Origin of the sequence: Coralloluteibacterium stylophorae (assembly GCF_018122625.2) — a bacterium.
In the GTDB taxonomy this organism is placed as follows: Bacteria; Pseudomonadota; Gammaproteobacteria; order Xanthomonadales; family Xanthomonadaceae; genus Coralloluteibacterium; species Coralloluteibacterium stylophorae.
This window is the reverse complement of sequence record NZ_JAGQFT020000011.1, coordinates 104,684-126,137: the sequence shown is the minus strand read 5'-3', so window position 1 is coordinate 126,137 and position 21,454 is coordinate 104,684. Positions and strand designations below refer to the sequence as shown.

The window sequence follows — 21,454 nt, the reverse complement described above, 5'->3', positions numbered from 1 at the left end:
TCTTCCTGAGCTACGGCAGCCAGCTCACCTTGCCCAGTACTACCGCATCACCAAGGGCCGGATCGGTCCGCTGCGCAGCTGGATGGCCGACCCGCCCGACAGCTGCGCCGAGGGCACGCAGGTCGTCAACTTCCACGGCGACTTCGACGACGACACCCCGCCGGCGCTCGATGAGACCAGCTTCTTCGAGCGGCTGGAGGTCGAATCGCCGCTGGACATCAAGCTGCGCGCAGACGTGCCCGGGCGCTCGGTGCTCTTCATCGGCTACAGCCTGTCGGACATCAACATCCGCTACCTGCTCTTCCGCCTCGCCAACCTGTGGAAGCAGGCCGCGCACGGCGCGCCGCGGCCGCAGTCCCTCATCTTCTCGCGGCACCCCGACCCGGTGCAGGAGGCGGCGCTGGCGCAGTGGAACATCCGCATGATCGCCGCCTCCGGCGAAAGGCCGGAGGCGTCCCTGGTCGAACTGCTCGAGCGGCTCGCCGACGTGCGCTGATCCGCGCCCCGCCCCGGCGGCGATGCTGCGGGTGCAGCGTGGCTGCGGGCACGGCGACTCGACATACTCGGCTCGCGGCGCCGCTGGGGCGGCGCCCTCGAGTGGTCGAACGGTTCCGGCGTGCGTGTCCGGGAAGCGCTCCACCCATCCCGGCCCGACGGTCCGGCGCGCCGCGCCGGGCGGACGCCTCCTCCGTGCGTCCCCGTTCCCGAGCATCGACACGGAGAGAACCATGCTGCAGACCCAAGGACTCTGGATCGCACTGGCGTGCGCCGGCCTCGCCATCGCGTTCGGCATCGCGTGGACACGGCAGGTGCTCGCACGACCGGCCGGCGACGCGCGCATGCAGGCCATCGCCCAGGCCATCCAGGAAGGCGCGCGTGCCTACCTCAACCGCCAGTACACGACCATCGCGATAGCCGGCGTCGTCCTGTTCCTCGCCCTGGGCTTCGCCCTGGGCTGGGGCACCGGGCTCGGCTTCCTGATCGGCGCGGTGCTCTCGGGTGCGGCCGGCTACATCGGCATGAACGTCTCGGTGCGCGCCAATGTGCGCACCGCCGAGGCCGCGCGCCACGGCATCCACGCGGCGATGGACGTCGCCTTCAAGGGCGGCGCCATCACCGGGATGCTGGTGGTGGGACTGGGGCTGCTCGGCGTGGCCGGCTACTACGCGGTCCTGGTGTACAGCGGCATGCCGACCGAAGCCGCGCTGCATGCGCTGGTGGGGCTGGCGTTCGGCAGCTCGCTGATCTCGATCTTCGCCCGGCTCGGCGGCGGCATCTTCACCAAGGGCGCCGACGTCGGCGCGGACCTGGTCGGCAAGGTCGAGGCGGGGATTCCCGAGGACGACCCGCGCAATCCCGCGGTGATCGCCGACAACGTCGGCGACAACGTCGGCGACTGCGCGGGCATGGCCGCCGACCTGTTCGAGACCTATGCGGTCACGGTGATCGCGACCATGCTGCTTGGCGTGCTGATGGCCGCCGAGGTCGGACCCGACGGCGCGCTGTATCCGCTGGTGCTCGGCGGCGCCTCGATCGTCGCCTCGATCATCGGCACCTTCTTCGTCCGCATCGGCGGCAACGGCTCGATCATGGGCGCGCTGTACAAGGGCGTGATCGTATCCGGGGTGCTCGCGGCGATCGCGTTCTGGCCGATCACCATGGCGCTGATGGGCGACTCCCCGCTCGGCGCCGGGCGCCTGTACGGCTGCGCCCTGGTCGGCCTGGTCCTGACCGGCGCGATCGTGTGGATCACCGAGTACTACACCGGCACCGACTACGCGCCGGTGCGCCATGTCGCCGCCGCCAGCACCACCGGCCACGGCACCAACATCATCGCCGGGCTGGGCGTGTCGATGAAGGCCACCGCCTGGCCCGTGCTCGCGGTGTGCGCGGCGATCTACGGCTGCTACACGCTGGGCGGGCTGTACGGCATCGCGGTGGCGGCCACCGCGATGCTCTCGATGACCGGCATGATCGTGGCCCTGGACGCCTACGGCCCGATCACCGACAACGCCGGCGGCATCGCCGAGATGGCCGAACTGCCGGCCGAGGTGCGCGCGGTGACCGACCCTCTCGACGCGGTCGGCAACACCACCAAGGCGGTGACCAAGGGCTATGCGATCGGCTCCGCCGGCCTTGCCGCGCTGGTGCTGTTCGCCGACTTCACCCACAACCTGCAGGCAGCCAACCCGACCGAGCTGTTCCGCTTCGACCTGTCCGACCCGGCGGTGATCATCGGCCTGTTCATCGGCGGCCTGATCCCCTACCTGTTCGGTGCCATGGCGATGGAGGCGGTGGGCCGTGCGGCGGGGGCCGTGGTGGAGGAGGTGCGCCGCCAGTTCCGCGACATCCCGGGGATCATGCAGGGCACCGGCAAGCCGCAGTACGACCGCGCGGTGGACATGCTCACCCGCTCGGCGATCCGCGAGATGGTGGTGCCCTCGCTGCTGCCGGTGCTGGTGCCGGTGGTGGTCGGCTTCGGCATGAACTGGCTGATGGGCCCCGGCGCGGGCGTGCGTGCGCTGGGCGGCCTGCTGATCGGCACCATCGTCACCGGCCTCTTCGTGGCGATCTCGATGACCACCGGCGGTGGCGCCTGGGACAACGCCAAGAAGTACATCGAGGACGGCCACCACGGCGGCAAGGGTTCCGAGGCGCACAAGGCCGCGGTGACCGGCGACACGGTCGGCGACCCCTACAAGGACACCGCCGGCCCGGCGGTGAACCCGCTGATCAAGATCATCAACATCGTCGCCCTGCTCCTGGTGCCGCTGCTCTGAGGCGTCGCCTGCGCGGCGCCGGCGGGCGCTTTGCGGTTGCTGCGGCGCATCAGCGGCATGACCTATCATTGCCGGCCCCGAAGCGCGCGGCGATGCCGGCGCCTTCCCCCGCATCCTAAGGAGTCCACATGGGCCTGCATCTCGTCCCCACCGGCAACGACGTCCCCAACGAGATCAACGTCGTCATCGAGATCCCGAAGGACTCCGAGCCGGTCAAGTACGAGGTCGACAAGGCGAGCGGCGCGATCTTCGTCGACCGCATCCTCTCGACCCCCATGCGCTATCCCTGCAACTACGGCTACGTGCCGAACACGCTCTGCGGCGACGGCGATCCGGCCGACGTGCTGGTCGTGCTGCCGCTGCCGCTGGTGCCGGGCTCGGTGGTGCGCTGTCGCCCGGTCGGCGTGCTGAAGATGAGCGACGAGGCCGGCAGCGACGAGAAGATCCTGGCGGTGCCGGTGTCCAAGATCTTCGCCGGCTACGCGCACATCGAGGACATCGAACAGGTGTCCAACCACTGGCTCGAGCGCATCGGCCACTTCTTCGAGCACTACAAGGACCTCGAGAAGGGCAAGTGGGTCAAGATCGAAGGCTGGGGCAAGGCCGACGAGGCCAGGCGCATCCTCCTCGACTCGGTCGAGCGGGCCAAGGCCTGAACCCGGCGCCGGCCCGCGCAGCGGTGCGGGCGGCGCTGCTAGACTCGCGCCCCCGGCGCCGGCGCGCATCGATCCCGGCCCGGTACGAGCTTCCGGGGGACACGTGCGGGTACTGATCGCGGCCAGGGCCGAAGGCGCCGATGCCGAACTCGCCCAGGCGCTGGGGGAGTTCGGGGTCGACTGGCAGGTCGAGTGGAAGGCCGATCCCGCCGCCGCGGGTTCCGGCTCCGCCTTCGATGCGGCGGACGTGGTGGTCGCCGACGCGCACGCACCCGGCGGCGTCGACCTCCTGCAGGCCGCGCGCCTGCGCAATCCGCGCGCGGTGCGGATCCTCCTGCTCGACGAGGGCGAGGAGCCGAACGCGCTGCGCGCGCTGGAGAACACTCACCGCTTCATGCGCCGGCCGATCCTGGCCGACGAGTTGGTCGCCGCGGTGGAGAACGTGGTCGAGCTGCAGGAACTGCTCGACGCGCCCGACCTCAGGGAGACGATCGGCCGCATCGGCGCGCTTCCGCCGCCGCCGCGGCTGTACCTGGAGCTGCACCGCAAGCTCGAGGACCCGCGCACGACTGCGCGCACCGTCACCGCGCTGATCGCCCAGGACCCGGTCACCGCGGCCAAGGTGCTGCGGCTGTGCAACTCCGCCTACTTCGCCTTCAGCCGCAAGGTGGCCGACATCCGCTCGGCGGTGGTGCGGATCGGCTACGACTCGATCCGGCGCCTGGTGCTGGCCGGAGAGATCTTCTCGCTGCAGCCGCCGCCGGGCATCGACCGCGACGCGCTGAGCCGCCGCGGCCTCGTCGCATCGCGCCTGGCCAGCCGCCTGCTGCAAGGCCCGAGCGCCGACCTCGCGGCCACCGCGGCGGTGGTCGCGGAGGTCGGCATGCTGCTGCCGGGCGTGCGCATCCCGAACGCCGACGGCACCGGCACGGTCTCGCGCGGCCCGCATTACGCCGAGGCCGGCGCCTACCTGCTCGGCCTGTGGGGGCTGCCGATGCCGATCGTGGAAGCGGTCGCCAACCAGAGGGAGCCGAGCCGCAGCCACTTCCGCGGGTTCTGGATCGGCGGCGCCGTGCACGTCGCCACCTCGCTGGCGTCCGGCTACCCGCTGGACCATGCCTACCTGGCCAACCTCGGCCTGAGCGGACGCGTTCCGCAGTGGGAGCGCATGGCCGAGGAACTGGCGGCGATGCCGGGCGACCCGCTGGAACTGACGGCGCTCGACTGAGGCGGACGCGGGCACGGTTCCCGCGTCCGCGCCGGCTCACATCACCGGACCGCGCGCCCCCGCCCGGTAGGGATACTGGGCGAAGATCTCGGAGATGCCCTGGTCGAGCCGCGCCCCGCGCTCGTCCGGCGAACGCATGCGCCCGACCCGGCCGACCGAGATGCCTTCCCAGACCAGGCGGTTGCGGGCGACGTCCACGATGTCGATGTTGATCGTGCCCTCGGTGTAGCGGCTGACCTCGGTGCGATCGCGCCAGTACGGCACCGCGATGTAGGACCGTGCGCGATAGCTGTAGTAGTAGCCGTAGTCCACGTCGGGCACGGTGTACACGTCGGTGCGCTGCTGCATGTAGGTATTGATGTTGACCCAGAGGTCCGGGTCGGCCTCGTCGTAGACGTAGCCGCGGGCCTCCATCTCCCGCCGCGCGGCGGCCTTGGCGCGCTCGGTGGCGAACGAGGCATAGCCCTCGGAGTTCATCGCCAGCGGCGAATAGAAGGCGAAGCTGCGATAGCGGCCGAAGTCGGCCTCGGGATCGGTCTCGGTGCGGATGGCCGGGCCGGTGGCGCAGCCGGCGAGCGCACCGAGGAACAGCAGGACGGCGACGAGGCCGAACCAGCGGTGGCGGGTGAACATGGGGAACTCCGGGATCTTTCGTGACAGGTGCTGTGGTACGTGCGAGGCGATGATGCGGTCGCGAAGGGCGTGACCGCGTTCAGGCGACGGCAGCCGGGTGGCCGCGATCCGCGCAGATCGGTGCCGAGGACGGCGACATCGGCCGCCCCTCCGGCCGCACCGACGAACGGCGCACCCGCGCAGGAATCCTTGCTGCGACCGGCTTTCCGACGACGAGGCACGCGTCTCCCGGCACCAGCATCGCCACACCGCGTTGACGCGTCCAATCCGGCCGTGCTTAGGTCGGCAACATGAATCTTGACGCACTGCCGCAGACGTTCGACCGCGCCGTCCGGCGCGCGTCCGTCGTCGCGGTGGCCGTCCCGCCCGCGTCCCTCGTACTCCTTCCGCTTCTCCTTATTACCTCGCCAGGGGCGGGATCGTCGTGACCGACTGAAACAACGCAGCACCAGGTCAGAACGAAAACCCCGCACCGGACACGGCGCGGGGTTTTCTCGTTTCTGGCCCTGGAAATTTCCTCCTCCAGGACAGCCAGCCTTGAACAGCGACGCCATCAAGTCAGGACCCGCCCGCGCCCCGGCGCGGGCCATGCTCCGCGCCACCGGCCTGGACGACGCCGCCATCGCGCGGCCGATGATCGCGGTGGTCCACACCTGGTCCGACGTCAGCCCCTGCAACCTCACCCTCCGCGAGCTGGCGCAGCACGCCAAGGACGGCATCCGCGCCGCCGGCGGCACGCCGGTCGAGTTCAACACCATCGCGGTGACCGACGGCATCGCCATGGGCTCCGACGGCATGCGCGCCTCGCTGGCCTCGCGCGAGACCATCGCCGACTCCATCGAGCTCGCGGTCAGCGGCCACTGCCTCGACGGCGTGGTGCTGCTGTGCGGCTGCGACAAGACCATCCCCGCCGCGGCGATGGCGCTGGCGCGGCTGGACCTGCCGGGCACCGTGCTCTACGGCGGCACGATCATGCCCGGGCGCTGCCGCGGCAAGGCGCTGACCGTGCAGGACGTGTTCGAGGCGGTCGGCGCGCATGCCGCGGGACGCATCGACGACGCCGAACTCGCCGAGGTCGAGCGCGCCGCCTGCCCGGGCGCCGGCGCCTGCGGCGGGCAGTACACGGCCAACACCATGGCGATGGTGCTGACCTTCCTCGGCATGTCGCCGATGGGCGACAACGACATCCCGGCGGTGCATCCGGACAAGCCCGCCGCCGCGCGCCGCTGCGGCGACATCGTGATGCGCCAGATCCGCGACGGCGGCCCGCGCGGTCGCGACCTGGTCACGTCGGCGTCGCTGCGCAACGCGGCGCACGCGGTGTCGGCCACCGCCGGCTCGACCAATGCCGCCCTGCACCTGCTGGCGATCGCGCACGAGGCCGGCGTGGCCTTCGACCTCGAGGAGTTCCAGGCGGCGGCGTCGACGCCGGTCATCGCCGACCTCAAGCCCGGCGGACGCTACACCGCCGCGGAGATGTTCGCCTTCGGCGGCACCGCGCTGGTGGCGCGCGCGCTGCGCGAGGCCGGCCTGGTCGAGGACGTGCCGACGGTGACCGGCCGCGGCCTGTTCGCCGAGACCGACGCCGCGCCCGCGGGCGATCCGGCGCAGGATGCGATCCGCCCCGTCGCCGCTCCGCTCAAGCCGGTCGGCGGCTACGCCATCCTGTACGGCGACCTGGCGCCGGAGGGCTGCATCCTCAAGCTCGCCGGCCACGGCCGCAGCCGCCACAGCGGCCCGGCGCGGGTGTTCGATTCCGAGGACGCCGCCTTCGCCGCGGTGCAGGCGCGCGCGATCCGCCCGGGCGACGTCGTCGTCATCCGCTTCGAAGGCCCCGCCGGCGGCCCCGGGATGCGCGAGATGCTGGCGGTCACCGCGGCCTTGGTCGGCCAGGGCCTGGGCGACGAGGTGGCGCTGGTCACCGACGGCCGCTTCTCCGGCGCCACCCGCGGATTCATGGTCGGCCACCTCGCGCCCGAGGCCGCGCGCGGCGGCCCGCTCGCGCGGCTGCGCGAGGGCGACGTGGTGACCATCGACGCCGCCGCGCGGCGCATCGACGTCGCCGCCGACCTCGCCTCGCGCACGCCCGCCGCGCTCGCCCCGCGCGTGACCCGCGGCGCGCTCGCCAAGTACGCACAGCTGGTCGGCTCCGCCTCGCGCGGCGCCGTGACCACGCCCTCCGCGCTGCGCCCGGCGCGCGCGCCGGCCCCTGCGATCGCCCACACCCTCACTCCCGTCGACTGAAAGGAACCGCCATGAGCCCGAGCACCAGCAAGCCCCGCATCGCCGTCATCGGCTACGGCAGCCAGGGACGCGCGCACGCGCTGAACCTGCGCGACTCCGGATTCGAGGTCACCGTCGGCCTGCGCGCCGGCGGGCCGACATCCATCCGCGCGAAGGAGGACGGCTTCCGGGTGAAGCCGCCGGCCGAGGCGGTGGCCGCTGCCGACATCGTCGCCGTGCTGACCCCGGACATGGTCCAGCCTGCGCTCTACCGCGAGGTGATCGAGCCGAACATCGCCGCCGGCGCCTGCCTGCTGTTCGCGCATGGGTTCAACGTGCACTTCGGCCAGATCGCGCCGCGTGCGGATCTCGACGTCGCCCTGGTCGCGCCCAAGGGGCCGGGCGCGCTGGTGCGCCGCGAATACGAGATCGGTCGCGGCGTGCCCTGCGTCTGGGCCGTGCACCAGGACCCCAACGGCCGCGCCGAGGCCTGCGCCAGGACCTACGCCGAAGGCCTCGGCGGCGCCCGCGCCAACCTCATCCGCACCACGTTCAAGGAGGAGACCGAGACCGACCTGTTCGGCGAGCAGGCGGTGCTCTGCGGCGGCGCCAGTGCGCTGGTGCAGGCCGGCTACGAGACCCTGGTCGAGGCCGGCTACCAGCCGGAGATCGCCTACTACGAGGTGCTGCACGAGCTGAAGCTGATCGTCGACCTGTTCTACGAGGGCGGCATCACCCGCATGCTCGAGTTCATCTCCGAGACCGCGCAGTACGGCGACTTCGTCAGCGGCCCGCGCATCGTCGATGCCGGCACCAAGGAGCGCATGAAGGCGGTGCTGGCCGAGATCCAGGACGGCACCTTCGCCCGCAACTGGATCGCCGAGTACGAAGCCGGGCTGCCGAACTACCGGCGCTACAAGGAGGCCGACCTCGAGCATCCGATCGAGGAGACCGGCCGCAGGCTGCGCGCCGCGATGCGCTGGCTGCAGGCGGACACGCCCGCCGGGCAGGCGCCGGCGCGGTCGGCGGCGGCCGCATGAACGCGCTGGCCGCCGACGCCACGCCCACGGCGCGGCCGGCACCGGCCAACGGCGCGCAGTGGCTCGCGCGTGCCATGGAGGCCGAAGGCGTCGACCTGCTGTTCGGCTACCCCGGCGGCACGATCATGCCGTTCTACGACGCGCTGGTGGACGCGCCGCTGCGCCACATCCTGGTGCGCCACGAACAGGGCGCGGCGCTGGCGGCGAACGGCTACGCCCGCGCCAGCGGCCGGGTCGGCGTGTGCGTGGCGACCTCCGGACCCGGCGCATCCAACCTCGTGACCGGCATCGCCGATGCCTTCGTCGATTCGGTGCCGATGGTGGTGGTGACTGGCCAGGTCGCCACGCCGCTGCTCGGCACCGACGCCTTCCAGGAGCTCGACGTGTTCGGGCTGACCATGCCGATCGTCAAGCACAGCTTCCTGGTGCGGCGGGTCGAGGACCTGCCCGAGGCGGTGGCCGAGGCCTTCCGCATCGCCCGCGAGGGACGTCCCGGGCCGGTGCTGATCGACCTGCCCAAGGACGTGCAGCTGGCGGACGCCTCGGGGCTCGCGCCGCACCGCCCGCGCACCGCCACCTCGCCGCCGGCGGCTGCGGACGCGGCGCTGCTCGAGGCCATCGCCGCCATCGCCCAGGCCGAGCGCCCGGTGGTCTACGGCGGCGGCGGGATCGCCCTGGCCGATGCCGTCGACGTGTTCCGCGCCTTCGTCGATGCCACCGCGCTGCCGACCGTGCTCACCCTGCGCGGCCTCGGCGCACTACCGACCGGGCATCCCTGCCTGCTGGGCATGCTCGGCATGCACGGCAGCCGCGCGGCGAACATGGCGGTGCAGGAGGCCGACCTCCTGATCGTGGTCGGCGCACGGTTCGACGACCGCGCCACCGGCAGGCTCGATGGTTTCGCGCCGCAGGCCCGCATCGTCCATCTCGACGCCGACGCCAGCGAGATCGGCAAGCTGCGCGCCGCCGACATCGCCATCCACGGCGAGGTCGGCGCGGCGCTGCGCAGGCTCGCCGCCGCGCGCAGCCGCTGCGATGCGTGGCGCGCGACCTGCAGCGATCGCAGCGCGCGCTTCGCCAACCGCTACGACGCGCCGGGCCGGGACATCTATGCGCCGGCCCTGCTGCGGCGACTGTCGCAGCGCGTGCCGGCGGATGCGGTCGTGGCCTGCGACGTCGGCCAGCACCAGATGTGGGTGGCCCAGCACTGGCAGCTTGCGCATCCGCGCAACCACCTGACCAGCGGCGCGCTCGGCACCATGGGCTTCGGCCTGCCGGCGGCGATGGGCGCGCAGTTCGCCTGCCCGGAACGCACGGTGGTGTTGGTGTCGGGCGACGGCAGCTTCATGATGAACGTGCAGGAGCTGGCGACCGTCGCGCGCTGCCGCCTGCCGCTGAAGATGGTGCTGCTCGACAACTCCGCGCTGGGCATGGTCCGTCAGTGGCAGGAGCTGTTCTTCGCCGAGCGCTACAGCGAGATCGATCTGTCCGACAACCCGGACTTCGGTGCGCTGGCGCGGGTGTTCGGCATTCCCGCGCAGCGCATCGAGCACCGCGAGGAGATCGAGCAGGCGCTCGACGCCTTCCTCGCCTCGCCCGGGCCGGCGCTGCTGCACGTGGCCATCGACATCCGCGCCAACGTGTGGCCGCTGGTCCCGCCCAACCATGCCAACGGCAGCATGCTCGATGCGCCGCCGCCGGCACCGGCGCCCGCGGAGGACCGCGCGCATGCGCTATCGGCTTGACCTGGTGCTGCGTCCGTCCGAAGGCGCGCTGCTGCGCGCGCTCGGCCTGGTCGAGCGTCGCGGCTTCGCGCCGCGCGCGATCGAGGGCGCGCCCGCGCCCGCCGACGGCCACTGGCGCCTGTGCCTCACCGTCGAAAGCGACCGTCCCTGCGAACCGCTGCGACACCTGATGCAGAAGAACCACGACTGCCTGCAAGTGGAGATCACCGCATGTCCCTGAGCCTCTGGTTCGACGGCCGCCTCGTCCCCCAGGACCAGCTCGCCGCACCCCTGACCACCCACGCCATGCACTACGGCACCGCCGTATTCGAGGGCATCCGCAGCTATGCGACGCCCGACGGCGCCGCGGTGTTCCGCCTGCGCGAACACCTCGAACGCATGCGCCGCGGCGCCGACGCGCTCGGCATCGCCTTCGATGCCAACGAGGCGGCGGCGGCGACCGTCGCCGTCCTGCGCGCCAACCATCATCGCGACGCCTACGTGCGGCCGCTGCTGTGGTACGGCACCGGCTCGCTCGGGCTCGACGTGGGCCCGCTGTCGCGCCACCTGATGGTGGCCTCGGTACCGTGGGCGCCGCACCTGGGCGAGAAGCCGGTGCGCCTGACCGTGTCGCCGATGCGCCGCAACCGCGCCGCCGCGCTGCCGCCGCTGAAGCTCGCCGGCAGCTACGTGAACTCGATCCTGGCCAAGCGCGAGGCCGCCGGCCGCGGCTTCGACGACGCCCTATTCGTCGACGACGACGGCCTCGTCGTCGAATGCACCGGCGTCAACGTATTCATGGTCAAGGACGGCGCGGTGGTCGCGGTGGCGCATCCCGACGCGCTGCCGGGCATCACCCGCGACACCCTCGTCGAACTCACCGGCGCCACCGCGCGCGCGGTCCCGCTCGACGAGCTGAAGGAGGCCGACGAGGTCTTCCTCGCCGGCACCTCCGCCGAGGTGCTGCCGGTCGCCGCGCTGGACGAGCGTCGTTTCGGCGACGCGCCGGTGGCCACGGAGATCCGCGCGCGCTACCTGTCGATCGTGCGCAGCGGCTCGCCCGCGCACGAGCACTGGCTGACCCGCGTCCCGGGAGCGCAGGCGCATGCCGCCTGAGGCCGTGCCCGGCGACGTAGCCGGATCGCACGCGCGAACCCGCGCCTGCGGGTCCCGCGCCGCATGCGCATGTGCGCCTGCATGCGGCGGCAGTCCCGCGCGCGGCTCCCGATGGGGCACGCGCCGGCGGGATACGATCGCCCATCCCGCGCGCGGGGCATCGCCCGCGACCCCGCCATTCCCGCGCGCGCGACGCGCGCCCGTTCCCGCACCGCATCTCGCGCGCACCGCCGCCCGGCGCACCGCATCGACCGAGGACCGCCCCGCATGAGCACCCCCGACCACGTACGCATCTTCGACACCACCCTGCGCGACGGCGAGCAGTCGCCCGGCTGCAGCATGAATCCGGCGCAGAAGCGCGTGTTCGCCCGCGCGCTCGCCGAACTCGGCGTCGACGTCATCGAGACCGGCTTCCCCGCCAGTTCGGTCGCGGACATGGAGGCCAGCCGCGCCATCGCCGCCGACCTGCGCGAGACCACGCTGTGCGGCCTGGCGCGCTGCAGCGACGGCGACATCGATGCGGTCGCGCGCGCGCTCGACGGCGCGGCCCGGCCGCGCATCCACGTGTTCATCTCGACCAGCCCGCTGCACCGCGAGCACAAGCTCAAGCTCTCGCGCGACGAGGTGCTGGCGCGCGCGGTCGCCGGCGTCGAGCGCGCGCGGGCGCTGGTCGACGACGTCGAATTCTCCGCCGAGGATGCGCTGCGCACGGAGGAGGACTTCCTGGTGGAGATCTTCTCCGCCGCGATCGCCGCCGGCGCCACCACCATCAACGTGCCCGACACGGTCGGCTACACCACGCCCGGCGAGATCCGCGGGCTGTTCGAGCGCCTGCGCGCGCGGGTGCGCGACGCCGACCGCGCGATCTTCAGCGCGCACTGCCACAACGACCTCGGCCTGGCGGTGGCGAACTCGCTGGCCGCGGTCGAAGGCGGCGCGCGCCAGGTCGAGGTCGCGGTCAACGGCATCGGCGAGCGCGCCGGCAACTGCGCGCTGGAGGAGTTCGCGATGGCCGTGCGCACGCGCGGCGCCTACTACGGCGTCGACACCGGCATCCGCACGCCGCGGCTGCTCGAGACCTCGCGCCTGCTGACCCGCCTGACCGGCATGGCGGTCCAGCGCAACAAGGCCGTCGTCGGCGCCAACGCCTTCGCCCACGAGGCCGGCATCCACCAGCACGGCATGCTCAGGCATCGCGGCACCTACGAGATCATGACCCCGGAGAGCGTGGGCTGGCCGGCGACGCAGATGGTGCTCGGCCGCCACAGCGGCCGCGCCGCGGTGGGCGAGCGCCTGCGCGCGCTCGGCTACGTGCTCGACGACGGCACGCTGGCGCAGGTCTTCGAGCGCTTCAAGGCGCTGTGCGAGACCCAGCGCGTGGTCGAGGACGCCGACCTGCAGCGCCTGGTCGAGGGCGAGTCCGCCAGCGGCGAGGGCTGGCGCATCGCCGCCCTCAGCGTCGCCGACGGGCGTCGCAGCGCGCATGCCCAGGTCGTGCTGTCGGACCCCGACGGTGCCGTCGTCACCGAAACGGCCGAAGGCGACGGGCCTGTCGCCGCCCTGTTCGCGGCGATGGCGCGCGCCACCGGCGTGGCGCTGGAGCTCGAGAGCTACCAGGTACACAGCACCGGCACCGGCGCCGACGCCCGCGGCGAAGCCACGCTGAGCGTCCGCCACGGCGACGATGCCCACACCGGCACCGGCAACAGCCACGACATCATCGAGGCCAGCGCGCTGGCGTGGCTGGAGGTGGCCAACCGGGTGAGGCGAGCGACGGGAACAGGGAACGGGGAACGGGAAACCGGCGCCAGCACCCGCTCCACCACCCCGGCCCCCCTCCCCGCCTGATCGCCCCGTCGCCCTCCTTCCCAGTTCCCCGTTCCCTTCCCGATTCCCGATTCCCGATTCCTGATTCCTGATTCCCCATTCCCGCTTCAGCCGGACCACCATGCCCACCACCCTCTTCGACAAACTCTGGAACGCCCACGTCGTCGTCCCCGAGACGCCGGACGCGCCGGCCGTGCTGTTCATCGACCTGCACCTGATCCACGAGGTCACCTCGCCGCAGGCCTTCGGCGAGCTCGCCGCGCGCGGGCTCGCGCCGCGGCGGCCCGACCGCACCAAGGCCACGCTCGACCACTCCACGCCGACCCTGCCGGCCGGGCCCGACGGGCGCCTGCCGTACGCGAGCGCGGCGTCGGAGGCGCAGGTCGCGCGCCTGCGCGAGAACTGCGCCACTCACGGCATCGAGCTCTTCGACATCGGCTCGGCCGAGCGCGGCATCGTCCACGTCGTCGCGCCCGAGCTCGGCCTGACCCAGCCGGGCATGACCATCGTCTGCGGCGACAGCCACACCTCGACCCACGGCGCCTTCGGCGCGCTGGCCTTCGGCATCGGCACCAGCGAGGTCGGCCACGTGCTGGCCACGCAATGCCTGCTGCAGCGGCGGCCGAAGACGATGTCGATCACCGTCGACGGCGAGCTCGCGCCCGGGGTGGGCGCCAAGGACCTGATCCTCCACGTGATCGGCCGGATCGGCGTCAACGGCGGCACCGGGCACGTCATCGAATACCGCGGCAGCGTGATCCGCGCGCTCGACATGGACGCGCGCATGACCGTGTGCAACATGTCGATCGAGGCCGGCGCGCGCGCCGGCATGATCGCCCCGGACGAGACCACCTTCGCCTGGCTCGCGCGCGCGCCGCGCGCACCGAAGGGCGAGGCCTTCGAGGCGGCGAAGGCCGAGTGGGCGAAGCTCGTCAGCGATCCCGGCGCGCGCTTCGACCGCGAGGTGGTGATCGACGCCGCCGCGATCCGCCCGACCCTGACCTGGGGCACGCATCCGGGCACGGCGCTGGCCGTGGACGCGCCGGTCCCGTCCGCCGCCGACGCATCGGCGCGCAAGGGCATGGGCTACATGCAGGTGCGCGAGGGCGAGACGCTGGCCGGCATGCCGGTCGACGTGGTCTTCGTCGGCTCCTGCACCAACGGCCGCCTCAGCGACATGCGCGAGGTCGCCGCGGTGCTCGACGGCAGGCGCGTGCACCCGCGCGTGCGCATGCTGGTGGTGCCGGGCTCGGAGGCGGTCAAGCGCGACGCCGAGGCCGAGGGCATCGACGCGGTCGTGCGCGCCGCCGGCGCCGAGTGGCGCGAGCCGGGCTGCTCGATGTGCATCGCCATGAACGGCGACCTGGTCGGTCCCGGCCAGCTCGCGGTGAGCACCAGCAACCGCAACTTCGAGGGCCGCCAGGGCCAGGGCGCGCGCACCATGCTCGCCTCGCCGCTGACCGCGGCGGCCTGCGCCGTCGCCGGCCAGGTCGTCGACCCCCGCACCCTCGCCCGCCAGCCGGAGGCCGCCTGATGCCCCCCTTCGTCCGCCTGCGCTCGGCCAGCGTGGTGCTGCCGCAGCAGAACATCGACACCGACCAGATCATCCCCGCGCGCTTCCTGTCGACGACCGAGCGCCAGGGCCTGGGCCGCTTCGCCTTCAACGACTGGCGCTGGGCCGCCGACGGCGCGCCCAACCCGGACTTCGCCTTCAACCGGCCGGAGAACGCGGGCCGCGCGGTGCTCGTCGCCGGGCGCAACTTCGGCTGCGGCTCCTCGCGCGAGCATGCGCCCTGGGCGCTGGTCGACCTCGGCCTGCGCGCGGTGATATCCAGCGAGATCGCGGACATCTTCCGCAACAACGCGACCAAGAACGGCCTGCTGCCGATCGTCCTCGACGAGGCCGTGGTGCAGGACCTGATGACGCGGCCCGACGACGAACTCGACATCGACATCGATGCCTGCCTCGTGCGCACCCCCGCGGGCGAGGCGCACGCCTTCCCGCTGGACGCCTTCGCCCGCACCTGTCTGATGCAGGGCGTCGACGAGATGGGCTGGCTGCTGGCCCGCGCCGACGCCATCGCCGCCTACGAATCCACGCACCACAAGGAACGCACCGCCGCATGAGCACCGCATCGCACCGCATCGTCGTCCTGCCCGGCGACGGGATCGGTCCCGAAGTCACCGCCGCCGCCGTGGCCGTGCTGGAAGCCGTCTCCGCGCACTTCGGTCTCGCCCTCGCCTTCGAGGAACACGCCATCGGCGGCGCCGCCATCGACGCCGGCGGCGAAGCTCTGCCCGCCGCCACCCTCGCCGCCTGCCAGGCCGCCGACGCGGTGCTGCTGGGCGCGGTCGGCGGACCGAAGTGGTCGGACCCCAAGGCCAGGGTGCGGCCCGAGCAGGGCCTGCTGGCGCTGCGCCGCGGATTGGGGCTGTACGCCAACCTGCGCCCGGTGAAGCCGCACCCGGCGGCGCTCGGCGCGTCGCCGATCAAGCCGCACCTGCTAGCCGGGGTCGACCTGGTGGTGGTGCGCGAGCTCACCGGCGGCATCTACTTCGGCGACAAGACCCGCTCCGCCGACGCCGCCAGCGACCTGTGCAGCTATTCGGTCGCGGAGATAGAACGCGTGGTGCGCAGCGCCGCACGGCTGGCGCGCGCGCGCCGCGGCCGGCTGGTGTCGGTCGACAAGGCCAACGTGCTGGAGACCTCGCGGCTGTGGCGCGAGACGACGAGCCGGTTGATGGCCGAGGAGTTCCCCGATGTCGCGCTCGAGCACCAGCTCGTCGACTCGATGGCGATGCACCTGATCGCGCGGCCGCGCGACTACGACGTGATCGTGACCGAGAACATGTTCGGCGACATCCTCACCGACGAGGCCTCGATGCTGGCCGGCTCGCTGGGCCTGCTGCCCTCGGCCTCGCTCGGCGACGGCCGCAACGGCGTCTACGAGCCGATCCACGGCTCGGCGCCGGACATCGCCGGGCGCGGCATCGCCAATCCCTACGCGGCGATCCTGTCGGCGGCGATGCTGCTGCGCCATTCGCTCGGCCTCGCCGAGGCCGCGGACCTCGTCGAGGGCGCAGTCGCGCAGGCGCTGGATCGGGGCGTACTCACCGCCGAGCTGGCCGGCGACGGCCGCGCCGCCGGCACCCTCGAAGCCACGGCCGCGGTGGTGGCCGCCATCGTCGCCGCCGGCTCGCCTGCTGCCGCGGGACGCTGAGCGGGGACTGCGGATCCGCGCACAGCGCGAGCGTGACTGCCCGCACATCCCGACGCGCGCGCGGGTTCGACCACACGGCCTTCACGTAACATGCTCGGTTCGGTGAGCAGCAGCGTGAGGCCCGTGGCGATGGATGTTCTTCTGGTCGGGGCGGCGCAGCGGCTCGAGGAGGAGCTCGGCGCGCTGCTCGACGGGCTCGCTCCCGACTGGCGCGTGGCCAGCGCCGGCGACCCGAACGCCGCGATCCAGGCCCTGGCCGAAACGCCGTTCGGCATGGTGGTCGTCGGGCGCACGCCCGGCTTCAACACCGCCGACCTGCTCGGCCAGGCCCGCACCCTGCGCCCCGATGCGGCGCGGCTGGTCCTGCTCGATCCGTTCGAGGCGCCCACCGCACGGGTGATCGCGGCCGCGCACCGCTTCCTGCCAGACACCACGCCCGCCGAAGGACTGCTCGATGCCATCTACGGCAGCCTGGAACTGCGCGAGGTGCTCGATGACCCGGACCTGCGCTCGGTCGTCGGCCGCATCGAACGCCTGCCCTCGCCGCCGCGGCTGTACCTGGCGCTGAGCCGCGCACTGGAGGACGAACGCCTGGGCCTGCCCGAAGCCGCACAGATGATCGCCAGCGACCCGGCGATCTCGGCGAAGGTGCTGCAGCTGTGCAATTCCGCCTATTTCTCGACCGGCCGGCCGACCACTGACCTGCGCAGCGCGGTGGCGCGCCTGGGTCTGCGCCAGCTCCGCGACATCGTGCTGGCGAGCGAGGTGTTCTCGTCGAGCTGGCCGCGGCACATCGACATCGACGGCGTGCAGCGCCGCGCGCTGCTGTCCTCGCGCCTGGCCACGCGCCTGCTCCCGGCGAGCTGCGCCGAACTCGGCGCCACCGCCGCGCTGCTGGCCGACATCGGCCTGCTGCTGCCGGGCGTGCGCGACTCCGACGATGCCGACGCCGATCCCGAGCTGCCTTCGCACGTCGACGCCGGCGCCTACCTGCTCGGCCTGTGGGGCCTGCCGATGCCGATCGTCGAGGCGGTCGCCTTCCACCGCGCACCCGCGCGCAGCGGCGAGCGCAGCTTCTGGGTCACCGGCGCGGTCCACGTCGCCGCGGCTTTGACCAGCGAGGCCGGGGTCGACGAGGCCTGGCTCGCCAGGCTCGGCGTCGCCGACCAGCTGCCACAGTGGCGCGAGATGGCCGCCGACCTGCGCGACGGCATCCGCCCGCAGCGGATCGGCTGAGCGCGATTCCGCACCGTCAGGCGTTAAGACGCCCCGCCTCCAACACGCGCCCGGCGCGCTCCATCGTCGCTTCGAGAGACGGAAGCAACGGCTCGATCAGGTGCGCGTGCTTGCGCCACTTGTCCGGCGCGGGGCGGCTGAGCGTGTACCGGGACAGCGGCAGCGAGGAACCCAGTTCCCGATCCCATTCCAGGTCGAGTGCACGGCACAGTCGCTGGATCTGCGTCTGCGGCTCGCGCAGGAGCTGTGCGTAATCCAGCGCACACCATGCGTCGCGCGGCAGCATCTCGAGCGAATCCAGGAGGCGGTTCATGGTGATCGACCATTGTGCCGCGACCACTTCGTGCAGCGGCTTGTCCGCCAGCGCCCGCCATCCCGGCACCAGCACCAGAGACCATGCCGGATGCGGCCATCCTGGTAGACCGATATAGGTCCTGAAGCGCCCCGACTGCCACGCATCGATCATGCTGCCGATGGTCTCCCGCGCGTCGCGGTGCAGGAACACGAACCGTCCTTCCGGGAACACCTCCTTCAGGAAGGGGACGCGCAAGGCGTTCTTCGGCGTCTTCTCGAGCATCCGCACACGTGCACCCTGCGCAGCCGCTCGACCCTCGCGATCGCGCAGCGCAGCGTGGAAGTGCGACCGCAGTGCCCGGACACCTTGCGGTCGCGCGTCCGTCGCCTCGAGCACATTCGAGGCAAAGGCCTTGTCGCGCGGCCCCAACCCCGGGACCTGCTCGATCATGCGGTGGCTTTCGCCACCGATCGTGTACACGCCCGGCGCCTGCGCCAGCAGCTCGAACACGAGAGTCGATCCCGAGCGGGGCGGTGAGAGCACGAACACCGGTCGATCGAACACCGGATCCGCACCCGTGCCCTCGCTTCCGCATTCAGCCGCCGCTGCATCGGTCATCGCGAAGGCCCGCCCCAAGTGAACGAGAAAGCTGGAGCCGACTGCGCTACCGGCTGCGCCGACGTCGGCCGTGGAGCCTGCACCGGCTGCCTGGCGAAACTGTTGCCCTGCCCGCGCGGCGCCGCGTCGTCGACCACCGCAGCTCGGCCGACCATCATCATGATCGCCGGGAACAGTGGCAGCTCGTTGCACAGGCTGGCATCCGCGGCGAGCGGACGGGAGTTCTGGACGAAACGCTCCAGCAGGCGTCGGTACTCGGGTTTTGCACGCTCATCGGGGCCTTCCGCAGCCCACAGCCCCCGCCACGAGCGACACAATACGTCCACCTGCTGCCGCAGAGCCGCCTGCCGTGGGAACGGGACCGCCTCGTCGAGCAGGAATTCCAGATGCCTGCGCAGTTCCCACGGCGACATCACCGCAGGCACGTTGTGCGACTCGAAACGGACCCGCGGCTGGGTGGCCGCTTCGAAGGCCACCTCGCGCGGAGCCCATCCCGCTGGCGCGGCGCCGGCGCCCACTGGACGCCCGGCTTCAACGAGATTCCAGAAGCCGTCACCGCCGACCGTGTCGCAGACCAGATGGATGCGCGAGCGACTGTCGTCGTTGAGCACGCGATGCTGGCGCCACGTGTCGAAGATCCAGCATTCGCCCTCGGCCATGTTGAGTGCCTCGCGGTCGCACTCGAAGCGGACCGTCGGCTGGGTCACGATCGGCACGTGCACGCGCACGCGCTCGGCCCAGTAGTAGCCCTGATCCGCATGGCGCTTGACCTCGGCACCACCGGACAGGCGCATCAGCCGCGTTCGTCCCACCGTGGCACCGAAACTGGCCAGCACCTGCTGCAGGTAAAGGCAGGACTCGAGCTCGGGAGTCGGCCGCATCGGGCCGTTGAAGCTCTCGTTGCCGGCATCGCCCTCGACCGCCACCAGCGGCAGCATCGAATTTCCGGGAAACTTCTGCGGATGCGGGCGCCAGACCGCTTCGCCGAGCGCATCGACCTCCGCGGCGAGACGCGCAGCGTCGAAGCGCAGTGGCAGTTGCACGAAGGGAGCTTTCAGTTGCATCGCCGGATCCATGCGCCTGACGGGCGCGCTGCAGGGACCCGCCCATGGTAAACCCGCCGCCCCCGCGCTGTGCTCAGTCGAGCGCGCGGTAGCGGAAGTCGAGGAAGCGGACGTCGCCGTCGCCGGCGGCGTAGAGGCCGGGACGCAGGGAGAGGAACTTCCCCACCGTGTTGTGGTGGTAGCCGGAGACCTCCATCTGCACGGGGTACTTCTCCCAGGTGTCGCCGTCGCGGCTGGTGTGCATGGTCACGATGTGGCGGTCGTTGCGCACGCGGATCCACAGCTCGCCACCGGGGCCGGCGTCCAGGCCGTCGGCAGGACGCTCCACGCCGTAGCGGTGCATCACGAAGTCCTCGCCGTTCCAGCCCACGCCGGCGTACATGCGGTCGCTGTAGAACAGCAGCGCGCCGCCGACCGCGCCCGGTTCGACCTGCATGCGCACCTCGAATTCGTAGGCCGTGTCGCCGGGGATGACCGTCAGCGGCGAGCTGTCGCGCGGCGCGGTGCCCTCGCCCGCGAGCACCAGCGCGCCGTCGGCGAAATCCACCCGCTCCATCTCGTCGGCGGCGGGATCGTAGAACGCCCACTGCGGCCCGAGTTCGCCGTCGAAGTCGTCCGACAGCGCCATGCCGTGCTGGCCCGACGATTCGCCGGCGGGCTTGCGGATCGGCTCGCTCAGATCGCCGCCGCGGGCGACGAACCAGCCGTCGTCGGTCCACTCGATGGGATCGAGCAGGGCCTGCCGGCCGAGCGTCCAGAAGTCCTTCTCGTAGCCGTGGTAGATCATCCACCAGTCGCCGGCCTGGTCCTCGACCAGGGTGGCGTGGCCGCGCGACCACCAGTGCTCGTCGCGCGACTCGGTGCGCACCACCGGATTGTCCGGATGGTTCTCCCAGGGGCCGTGGATCGAGCGCGAGCGCGCGACGATCACCATGTGCCCGGTCGGCGGGCCGGCGGTGCCGCCGACCGCGGTGATCATGTAGTACCAGCCGTTGTGGCGGGTGATCTTGGGCCCTTCCTGCGCGTAGCCCTCGACCACCCACTCCTCCGGATAGCGCCAGCCGTCGTAGACGTGCTTCACCTCGCCGACGGTGCTGAGCCCGTCGTCGGCGAGCTGCACGTAGTCGCCGCCGGACAGGAACAGGTAGCGCTTGCCGTCCTCGCCGACGGCATGACCGGGATCGATGTGGCCGGGCAGGCCGATGTCGACCGGCTCGCTCCACGGGCCGCGGATGTCGTCGGCCCAGACCACGTAGTTGCTGCGCCGCTCGCCGGTGCGCGCGGGGAAGTAGATGTAGTAGCGCCCCTCGTGGCGGACCAGGTCGGGCGCCCAGATCGCGCCGACGTTGGTGTCGATGGCGTGCCCGATCGGCTGCCAGTTGACCAGGTCGCGGGAATGCCACAGCGGCAGCCCCGGATACGCGTCGAACGAGGAGAAGGTGAGGTAGTAGTCGTCGCCGTCGCGCAGCACCGACGGGTCCGGGTGGTCGCCGGCGAACACCGGGTTGAGGAAGCTGCCGTTGCCGAGATCGGCCTGGCGCTGGTTCTCGATCCCGCGCTTCCACTGCGGCTGCGCACCGTCGGCAGCCCAGGCCGCGCCGGCAGCCAGTGCTGCGGCGAAAGCGATCGTCCGGGTCGGATCCAGCTTCATGCGTCCTCCTGCGAAGGGTTCGTGGACCGGTGCGCGGTCGATTGACACCGGTAGCACGACCGAACCTAGCAAACCGCGGCAACGCCGGGCATCTCGCGCTGCAACAAGCCATTGGCGCGATACGGCTTTATGGTTGCCAGCA

At 72.1% G+C, this 21,454-nt stretch carries 18 protein-coding genes; 14 read left to right on the top strand and 4 right to left on the bottom strand.

The annotated features are described in order from the left end of the window. The first annotated feature begins 82 nt into the window (after positions 1-82). From KB893_RS15425 to KB893_RS15410, 4 genes are all read left to right on the top strand, one after another. Positions 83-496 carry an SIR2 family protein gene (locus KB893_RS15425; RefSeq protein ID WP_211926308.1) on the top strand — a complete coding sequence of 138 codons (414 nt, stop codon included), beginning with the start codon at positions 83-85 and terminating at the stop codon, positions 494-496. Positions 497-728: 232 nt separating this feature from the next. Continuing rightward, positions 729-2,780 (top strand): sodium-translocating pyrophosphatase, encoded by a 2,052-nt coding sequence (locus tag KB893_RS15420; RefSeq protein ID WP_211926307.1) that lies wholly within the window; start codon positions 729-731, stop codon positions 2,778-2,780. Between the two features lie 128 nt (positions 2,781-2,908). Then, positions 2,909-3,436 (top strand): inorganic diphosphatase, encoded by a 528-nt coding sequence (gene ppa / locus KB893_RS15415; RefSeq protein WP_211926306.1) that lies wholly within the window; start codon positions 2,909-2,911, stop codon positions 3,434-3,436. 103 nt (positions 3,437-3,539) lie between these two features. Next, on the top strand, positions 3,540-4,664 hold the full coding sequence (locus tag KB893_RS15410) for an HDOD domain-containing protein (RefSeq protein ID WP_213173856.1): 1,125 nt from the start codon (positions 3,540-3,542) through the stop codon (positions 4,662-4,664). 36 nt (positions 4,665-4,700) lie between these two features. Here KB893_RS15410 and KB893_RS15405 read toward each other — a convergent pair whose 3' ends face one another. Then, a complete protein-coding gene (locus KB893_RS15405; protein ID WP_211926304.1) occupies positions 4,701-5,297 on the bottom strand; it encodes a DUF4136 domain-containing protein in 597 nt (198 codons plus the stop codon). Positions 5,298-5,834: 537 nt separating this feature from the next. Between KB893_RS15405 and ilvD the strand changes: the two genes are divergently transcribed. The 10 genes from ilvD (at position 5,835) to KB893_RS15355 (ending at position 17,684) form a co-directional block, all read left to right on the top strand. Continuing rightward, positions 5,835-7,541, top strand: a complete 1,707-nt coding sequence (gene ilvD / locus KB893_RS15400) for a dihydroxy-acid dehydratase (protein ID WP_213173855.1) — start codon at positions 5,835-5,837, stop codon at positions 7,539-7,541. Between the two features lie 11 nt (positions 7,542-7,552). Continuing rightward, complete coding sequence (ilvC, locus tag KB893_RS15395; protein WP_211926302.1) at positions 7,553-8,560, top strand: ketol-acid reductoisomerase; 1,008 nt, start codon at positions 7,553-7,555, stop codon at positions 8,558-8,560. After that, on the top strand, positions 8,557-10,305 hold the full coding sequence (gene ilvG / locus KB893_RS15390) for an acetolactate synthase 2 catalytic subunit (protein ID WP_213173854.1): 1,749 nt from the start codon (positions 8,557-8,559) through the stop codon (positions 10,303-10,305). The genes ilvC and ilvG overlap by 4 nt, the downstream gene beginning before the upstream one ends. Next, positions 10,289-10,525: an ACT domain-containing protein gene (locus tag KB893_RS15385; RefSeq protein ID WP_213173853.1), complete on the top strand. Its 237-nt coding sequence runs from the start codon at positions 10,289-10,291 to the stop codon at positions 10,523-10,525. The genes ilvG and KB893_RS15385 overlap by 17 nt, the downstream gene beginning before the upstream one ends. Continuing rightward, positions 10,516-11,400 (top strand): aminotransferase class IV, encoded by an 885-nt coding sequence (locus KB893_RS15380; RefSeq protein WP_213173852.1) that lies wholly within the window; start codon positions 10,516-10,518, stop codon positions 11,398-11,400. Before KB893_RS15385 ends, KB893_RS15380 begins: the two co-directional genes overlap by 10 nt. Before the next feature lie 267 nt (positions 11,401-11,667). Next, positions 11,668-13,248: a 2-isopropylmalate synthase gene (locus KB893_RS15375; RefSeq protein WP_211926769.1), complete on the top strand. Its 1,581-nt coding sequence runs from the start codon at positions 11,668-11,670 to the stop codon at positions 13,246-13,248. A gap of 100 nt (positions 13,249-13,348) precedes the next feature. After that, positions 13,349-14,761, top strand: a complete 1,413-nt coding sequence (gene leuC / locus KB893_RS15370) for a 3-isopropylmalate dehydratase large subunit (protein ID WP_211926770.1) — start codon at positions 13,349-13,351, stop codon at positions 14,759-14,761. Further along, entirely contained in the window at positions 14,761-15,354 is a 594-nt protein-coding gene (leuD, locus tag KB893_RS15365) for a 3-isopropylmalate dehydratase small subunit (RefSeq protein WP_213173851.1), read from the top strand. Before leuC ends, leuD begins: the two co-directional genes overlap by 1 nt. Beyond that, entirely contained in the window at positions 15,351-16,448 is a 1,098-nt protein-coding gene (gene leuB / locus KB893_RS15360) for a 3-isopropylmalate dehydrogenase (protein ID WP_211926772.1), read from the top strand. The genes leuD and leuB overlap by 4 nt, the downstream gene beginning before the upstream one ends. Positions 16,449-16,577: 129 nt before the next feature. After that, positions 16,578-17,684, top strand: a complete 1,107-nt coding sequence (locus tag KB893_RS15355) for an HDOD domain-containing protein (protein WP_211926773.1) — start codon at positions 16,578-16,580, stop codon at positions 17,682-17,684. Between the two features lie 16 nt (positions 17,685-17,700). On the opposite strand, the gene KB893_RS15350 is transcribed toward KB893_RS15355, so the two are convergent. The 3 genes from KB893_RS15350 to KB893_RS15340 all read right to left on the bottom strand — a co-directional run bounded on the left by KB893_RS15350 (position 17,701) and on the right by KB893_RS15340 (position 21,312). Then, positions 17,701-18,597 (bottom strand): sulfotransferase family protein, encoded by an 897-nt coding sequence (locus KB893_RS15350; RefSeq protein ID WP_211926774.1) that lies wholly within the window; start codon positions 18,595-18,597, stop codon positions 17,701-17,703. Next, on the bottom strand, positions 18,594-19,673 hold the full coding sequence (locus KB893_RS15345; RefSeq protein WP_211926775.1) for an aspartyl/asparaginyl beta-hydroxylase domain-containing protein: 1,080 nt from the start codon (positions 19,671-19,673) through the stop codon (positions 18,594-18,596). The genes KB893_RS15350 and KB893_RS15345 overlap by 4 nt, the downstream gene beginning before the upstream one ends. Before the next feature lie 61 nt (positions 19,674-19,734). Further along, positions 19,735-21,312 carry a family 43 glycosylhydrolase gene (locus KB893_RS15340; RefSeq protein ID WP_211926776.1) on the bottom strand — a complete coding sequence of 526 codons (1,578 nt, stop codon included), beginning with the start codon at positions 21,310-21,312 and terminating at the stop codon, positions 19,735-19,737. Positions 21,313-21,454: the final 142 nt, after the last annotated feature.

What these genes read in the sequence shown, in the direction of transcription:
- KB893_RS15425 (WP_211926308.1), top strand. Translation starts at nt 83, where the DNA reads ATGGCCGACCCGCCCGACAGCTGCGCCGAGGGCACGCAGGTCGTCAAC.
- KB893_RS15420 (WP_211926307.1), top strand. Translation starts at nt 729, where the DNA reads ATGCTGCAGACCCAAGGACTCTGGATCGCACTGGCGTGCGCCGGCCTC.
- ppa (WP_211926306.1), top strand. Translation starts at nt 2,909, where the DNA reads ATGGGCCTGCATCTCGTCCCCACCGGCAACGACGTCCCCAACGAGATC.
- KB893_RS15405 (WP_211926304.1), bottom strand. Translation starts at nt 5,297, where the DNA reads ATGTTCACCCGCCACCGCTGGTTCGGCCTCGTCGCCGTCCTGCTGTTC.
- ilvC (WP_211926302.1), top strand. Translation starts at nt 7,553, where the DNA reads ATGAGCCCGAGCACCAGCAAGCCCCGCATCGCCGTCATCGGCTACGGC.
- ilvG (WP_213173854.1), top strand. Translation starts at nt 8,557, where the DNA reads ATGAACGCGCTGGCCGCCGACGCCACGCCCACGGCGCGGCCGGCACCG.
- KB893_RS15385 (WP_213173853.1), top strand. Translation starts at nt 10,289, where the DNA reads ATGCGCTATCGGCTTGACCTGGTGCTGCGTCCGTCCGAAGGCGCGCTG.
- KB893_RS15380 (WP_213173852.1), top strand. Translation starts at nt 10,516, where the DNA reads ATGTCCCTGAGCCTCTGGTTCGACGGCCGCCTCGTCCCCCAGGACCAG.
- KB893_RS15375 (WP_211926769.1), top strand. Translation starts at nt 11,668, where the DNA reads ATGAGCACCCCCGACCACGTACGCATCTTCGACACCACCCTGCGCGAC.
- leuC (WP_211926770.1), top strand. Translation starts at nt 13,349, where the DNA reads ATGCCCACCACCCTCTTCGACAAACTCTGGAACGCCCACGTCGTCGTC.
- leuD (WP_213173851.1), top strand. Translation starts at nt 14,761, where the DNA reads ATGCCCCCCTTCGTCCGCCTGCGCTCGGCCAGCGTGGTGCTGCCGCAG.
- leuB (WP_211926772.1), top strand. Translation starts at nt 15,351, where the DNA reads ATGAGCACCGCATCGCACCGCATCGTCGTCCTGCCCGGCGACGGGATC.
- KB893_RS15355 (WP_211926773.1), top strand. Translation starts at nt 16,578, where the DNA reads ATGGATGTTCTTCTGGTCGGGGCGGCGCAGCGGCTCGAGGAGGAGCTC.
- KB893_RS15350 (WP_211926774.1), bottom strand. Translation starts at nt 18,597, where the DNA reads ATGACCGATGCAGCGGCGGCTGAATGCGGAAGCGAGGGCACGGGTGCG.
- KB893_RS15345 (WP_211926775.1), bottom strand. Translation starts at nt 19,673, where the DNA reads ATGGATCCGGCGATGCAACTGAAAGCTCCCTTCGTGCAACTGCCACTG.
- KB893_RS15340 (WP_211926776.1), bottom strand. Translation starts at nt 21,312, where the DNA reads ATGAAGCTGGATCCGACCCGGACGATCGCTTTCGCCGCAGCACTGGCT.